The organism is Ameyamaea chiangmaiensis, from assembly GCF_013376175.1.
GTDB classification, from domain to species: domain Bacteria; phylum Pseudomonadota; class Alphaproteobacteria; order Acetobacterales; family Acetobacteraceae; genus Ameyamaea; species Ameyamaea chiangmaiensis.
On record NZ_JABXXR010000169.1, the window covers coordinates 1 to 5452 of the forward strand.

General features: G+C 68.5%; 6 protein-coding genes. 4 read left to right on the forward strand and 2 right to left on the reverse strand.

From position 1 onward, the window contains the following. Positions 1-54: 54 nt before the first annotated feature. A complete protein-coding gene (locus HUK82_RS14155; protein WP_176614572.1) occupies positions 55-1146 on the reverse strand; it encodes a COX15/CtaA family protein in 1092 nt (363 codons plus the stop codon). Between the two features lie 56 nt (positions 1147-1202). On the opposite strand from HUK82_RS14155, the gene HUK82_RS14160 reads away from it, so the two are divergent. The 4 genes from HUK82_RS14160 to HUK82_RS14175 all read left to right on the forward strand — a co-directional run bounded on the left by HUK82_RS14160 (position 1203) and on the right by HUK82_RS14175 (position 4561). Continuing rightward, on the forward strand, positions 1203-1883 hold the full coding sequence (locus HUK82_RS14160; RefSeq protein WP_176614573.1) for a TVP38/TMEM64 family protein: 681 nt from the start codon (positions 1203-1205) through the stop codon (positions 1881-1883). A gap of 171 nt (positions 1884-2054) precedes the next feature. Continuing rightward, the gene (locus tag HUK82_RS14165; protein ID WP_176614574.1) at positions 2055-3425 is read left to right on the forward strand and encodes a multidrug effflux MFS transporter; all 1371 of its coding nucleotides are present in this window, start codon (positions 2055-2057) and stop codon (positions 3423-3425) included. An 88-nt stretch (positions 3426-3513) separates the two neighbouring features. After that, complete coding sequence (locus HUK82_RS14170; protein WP_176614575.1) at positions 3514-3903, forward strand: response regulator; 390 nt, start codon at positions 3514-3516, stop codon at positions 3901-3903. 127 nt (positions 3904-4030) lie between these two features. Then, positions 4031-4561 (forward strand): adenine phosphoribosyltransferase, encoded by a 531-nt coding sequence (locus HUK82_RS14175; protein ID WP_176614576.1) that lies wholly within the window; start codon positions 4031-4033, stop codon positions 4559-4561. Positions 4562-4608: 47 nt separating this feature from the next. On the opposite strand, the gene HUK82_RS14180 is transcribed toward HUK82_RS14175, so the two are convergent. Continuing rightward, positions 4609-5452 (reverse strand): hypothetical protein (locus HUK82_RS14180; RefSeq protein ID WP_218061600.1); only part of this gene is annotated, 844 nt, incomplete at its 5' end.

Sequence of the window (5452 nt, forward strand, 5' to 3'; positions counted from 1 at the left end):
GGACGCCCGGGCGCGAGCCGGCGCGCACGGCGGAACAGCGCTAGCGCGGAACCGTCAGGGGCGCCCGACGCCCCGCAGACGGTGCAGCACCATCACCAGAATGCCCAGCAGGATCGCGGCGAAGGTCTGGTGCACTGTGCCGGCCCAGACGGGCACCACCAGCAACAGGGTCGTGACGCCCAGTGCATACTGGATCAGCACGGCCCAGCCCATGATCATCAGGCCGTCCTGGGCCGACCGGCCGAGTTTGGGTTCGCGCAGACCCATCACCAGCGCCATGCCGATGGTCAGAACCGTCAGCGTGGCCAGGAGCCTGTGGTCGAACTGCACGGCCGCGATATTCTCGAACCAGTTACGCCAGAACGGTTCAAGCTGAGCGTATTGCGCGGGCACGACGCGCCCTTCCATCAGCGGAAAGGTGTTGTAGGCAAATCCCGCATGCGTGCCGGCCGTAAAGCCGCCCGCGACGATCGTCGTCGCCAGCAGCACGGCGGCCAGCCGCACCGCGCGCCGCACACGCAGCACGCCGGCCACGGCGGGGATGAACGTGGGTTGCGGCGTGCGCACCGACAGCGCCGTCCACAGAATGGCGACATAGAGCACCAGTGCGAAACACAGATGCAGCACCAGCCGCACGGGTTCGACCGCCGTGCTGTCCGGGTCGAAGCCGGAGGCGACCATGAACCAGCCGATCGCGCCCTGCAGGCCGCCCAGCACGAAGAACAGCACCAGACGCGCGATCAGGCCACGCGACAGCGCACCCGTCACGGCGAACCAGACCAGAGGGATGAACAGCACGAAGCCGATCATCCGGCCCCAGAAGCGGTGGGTCCACTCGGCCCAGAAGATCTTCTGGAAGCCGGCAAGACCGAAGCCGTCATGCAGAATGCGGTATTGCGGGATGGTCTTGTACAGTTCGAACTGGCGCACCCACTCCGCATGCGACAAGGGCGGGATCATCCCCGTCACCGGGCGCCAGTCCATGATGGACAGGCCCGATCCGGTCAGGCGCGTGAAGCCGCCCAGACCGATCATGCCCAGCAGCATGACGCAGATCGCGAACAGCCACGTCGAGACGCGGCGGCGGTTGCGCAACACGACCGGATCGGTCGCACCACGCGTAAAAGTCGACGAGGAGGCGCTCATGTGCGGGATGTAGACCGGGGTTGCGTCGGGGAGCAAGGCGATGATACGCGGCGGAGATGACAGCCTCGGCCTCCGGACCCCAAGGGCGCGGCGCACTGGCGCGGTGGCGCCAGCCGATCGGGCTTCTGGCCGGGCTGGCGCTGCTGGTCCTCCTGCTTCAGCGCATGCCCGCCCTGCAACATCTGCTGGCCGATCCGCACACCCTGCGTGGCGGCTGGAGGGGGGCGCTGGTCCTACTGGCGATGGGGTGCGCGTATTGCGCGTTCGGGCTGCCGCGCCAGATCCTGTGTCTGGCCGCCGGTGCCGTCTTCGGCCCGTGGCTGGGCCTCGCACTGGCCACGACCGCGACCATGGTCGGCGCGCTCGCGGCGTTCGGATGGGCCCGCTGGGTGGCGCGGGACTGGGCCCGGCGGCGGTTCGGCGGCGCGATGGCGCGGCTGGACGGGTTGCTGGCGTCGGGCCCCTTTCTGGCGATCCTGTCGCTGCGCCTGTTGCCGGTGGGATCGTCCTTGCTGGTCAATTGCGGGGCGGGGTTGAGCGGAATCGGGGTTGCACCGTTCGCAGTGGGCACGTTACTGGGCAGCACCCCGCAGGGCGCGGTGTTCGTCGTGCTCGGCACCGGGGTCAGGCTCGGGCAGGAATGGCGGATCGCACTGGCGGCCGTGCTGTTTGCCCTGTCGGCGCTGCTGGGCGTGCTGCTGATGCGGCGCGCACGGCGGATAAAAAATTTATTATGAGGTCATCCTCTGGCACGGCGCGGCGTTAAGGCGTCACTCTGTCCACTCTTGCACGGACGCGCGGGGCTGTGCCCTTGGGCCAGCCCCCCCGATGCGGCCGATCTGTCCCGTCACGGGACCGCCGCCAATCCCGTTCTGCCTTCTGACACCGACTTCTGGGAGCGCCGCTGCATGGCCCCTCCGCAAGACGCCCTCGAGAGCACCGCGGGCACGATCACGGCCGAGGCGCCACAGGTCGGGCGTCCGACCCGCCGTGTCTTCGGCTGGATACCGTTCCTGCTGGGTTTTCTGACGGCGGTCGGGCCCGTCTCGACCGACATCTACCTGCCCGCCTTTCCGGACCTGGAGCAGTCGCTGCACACCAGTGCGGGCGGTGCCCAGATGACCCTGTCGGTCTGGTTCGTGGGTCTGGCGTTCGGACAGATGACGATGGGGCCGCTGTCGGACCGGTTCGGGCGTCTGCGGCCGATGATGATCGGCACCGTGATCTATACGATTGCCTCGTTCGGATGCGCGATGGCGTCCGATATCTGGGTGTTCTCGGCCTTTCGTCTGATCGCGGCACTCGGTGCCTCGGCCAGCCTTGTCATCCCCAGCGCCTGTGTGCGCGACATCGCGCACGGCAACGTGGCCGCGCGCATGATGTCGCAGCTTGTTCTGGTGATGGGCGTGGTGCCCATCCTGGCGCCGACCATCGGCGGCCTGGTGCTGCAGTTCACCTCCTGGCGGTCGATCTTCTGGGCGTCGGGCGTCTATGGTCTGGTGTGCATCGTGGTCCTGTGGCGCGTGCTTCCCGAGACGTTGTCCGATGATCTCCGGCAGAGCTTTTCGCCCATGGCGCTGTTCAGCCGCTATGTGTTCCTGATGCGCGACCGGGCGTTCATCACCAACGCGATGATTGCCGGATTCTCGGCTTTTCTCTCGTTCACCTATCTGTCGGCGGCGGCCAGCGTGTTCATTCACGTCTTCGGCTTCTCACCGGCCCATTTCGGCATGATGTTCGGCATCTTCGCCGTCGGCATGATCGGCGCGTCCCAGATCAACGGCATGCTGGTCGGAAGGGTCGATGCGAACCGGATGCTGACCGTCGCCATCGCCATGGCGGTGGTCGGCACCCTGATCCTGACCGGACTGTCGGTCGAGGCCGTGTTCAGGATGCACCCCGACGGCGAAGCCCTGCGCCATCTCGGCGGCGGTGGCGGCGCGCACCCGATCCCGGTCGTCCTTCTGTGGCTGATCATCGCGGCCCTGATGATCTCGCTGGCCCCCACCGGCATCATCGGGCCCAACGCGATGGTGGGCGCGATGGTCAACCACCCGCGTCTGGCCGGAAGTGCCGCGGCCTTCATCGGCACGCTGCAGTATGTTCTTGGTGCCGGCGCGGGCGGGATGATCGGGTCCATGCCGTCGCACACGCCGTTGCCGATGGCCGGCACGATGTTGATGGGCGCCGTCATCATGGCCATGCTGGCCGCGCTGCGGCCTGCGGTTCCCGCAGGTGCGGGCGTGGCTGCTGAGGATGTGATGCCGATGGGCCACTAAAGCCGTTGCACCGGTACCGCCGTCACCTCATCCTTGCGGTGGACGGGTGGCTGGTGCCCGGCCGGTTCTATCGGGGAGCGCACGCATCATGAGCCTGTCGACCGCGTCTGCGGACCGTCCGGTGCGTATTCTGGTCGTCGAGGACGACACCGCCGTGCGCGATGTGGTGGTCACCGTTCTGTCGCTGGCGGGGCATGACATCGTCAGCGCCGGAAGCGGCGCGGACGCGCTGCGCGAGGCGGCCGGCGGCGTCTACCCCGATCTTCTGCTGACCGACATCAACCTGCCCGCGCCCGTCGACGGCTTCACGCTGGCCCGCCAGATGCGCGCGGACGCCCCGGCTCTGGGGGTGATCTACATGTCCGGCGATTCCGATATCGGCGCGTCACGGGGTGTGGCGGGTTCGGTGGTTCTGGCCAAGCCGTTCCGCCGGGGCGCCTTGCTGGACGCGGTGACGCAGGCGTTGCCGGGCCGCTAGGCCGGCCACGGCACGGCTTGCCCGGACGGAGGCGATGCGGCTAAAGCCTGTCGCGCCCCCGGCCCGCAGGCATGCCTGACCGTGGTCCCGTCCGGGGGGACATGAAGACAAGGAACGGTCCGGCTCCATGGACAACCCCGCTCTCGACCTGAAGCGCTATATTCGCGGCATCCCCGATTTCCCCAAGCCCGGCATCCTGTTCTACGACATCTCGACGCTGCTGCGGGACGCCGATGCGTGGCAGATCGCGACCGCGCGCATCGCGCGTGCCGTCGCCGCGTGGCAGCCCGATATTCTGGCCGGAATCGAGTCGCGCGGCTTTCTGATGGCCGCTCCGCTGGCGACGCGTCTGGGGCTGGGCCTCGTGATGCTGCGCAAGCCGGGCAAACTGCCGGGCGAGACGGTGACGCTGAACTACGACCTCGAATACGGGTCCGACAGCCTTCAGATCCAGGCGGACGCCATCAAGCCGGGCCAGCGCGTCGTGGTCGTGGACGACCTTCTGGCGACCGGGGGCACCCTGGCCGCGTCGATTTCGCTGCTGCGCAAGGTTGGGGCCGAAGTCGTGGGGGCGTCCATGGTGATCGAGCTGTCGTTCCTTGGCGGCCGGTCGCGTCTGGACGTGCCGGTGCACACCCTCCTGACCTACGACTCGTAAGGGGCTCGCGGGCGTGGCATGGCGGGGCCCAGCGCGTCCCGCGTCCGTCACGCCGTGATGTTCAGCGTGCCCAGGGCCCACGAGCGGCCGGCGCGGATGTCCGGCGTGGTGCCCGAGGCATTGCTCCGCGCGGATGCGGGGCCGGGGCCCGACAGGTTGGGTGTGCCGCCGCCGCTGGCCGGATGGTCCTGTGGGTGTCCATAGCCGCCCTGCCCCGAGGGACCCTGCCCGAAGCCCGACGGCGGGGCATCGGGTGTTGGCGCGAACTCGAACGACACCTTTTGTGGTGTGGCGTCCGCGCCACTCAGGCCGATCAGGGCCGAGAGCTCTGCGTGATCGTGACGCAGGTCATGAAGCATCTGCTGGTCCGATGATTCGATCCTGATTCGCGTCGTATCGCCGTCGCTGGTGTCGATCTGAAGATGCAGGACCCCATGCGCCGTGTCCTGTAGCGCAAGCGTCATCGTGCTGGTGGTGGCATGCGTCTGGTGCACGGTGAGGATCGGGTTCGGCGCAAGCTGCGTGGTCGAAGGGGTCTGTCCCGGATCGACCGGCGTCGCGGGCATGGTCGCGGCGTTCTGCGTCCGGTCGGGGTTCGCGGGCATCGTTTCCGGCTCGAAAAGAACGGCGTCCGATGGGGACCCGGCCTCGGCCGCTCCGTCGTCGCTCGCTCCGGCCTCGTCCCGCTCGTCGCGGTGTGGCGATGGCGTTCGGACGGGGGTGGCCGGAAAAGGGGACGCAATACCCGGCGGACTGGCCGGAGTGGTCCCGTCCGCCGGGTTGGTGCCCTCGTCCAGGCGTGCGCTGTCCGCCGTCGTCCGTCCCGCAGCCGGCGTCTTGCCGGGGCGTGCCATGTCCGTGCCGCCCGATGGAAGCAAGCCCGAGGGCAGG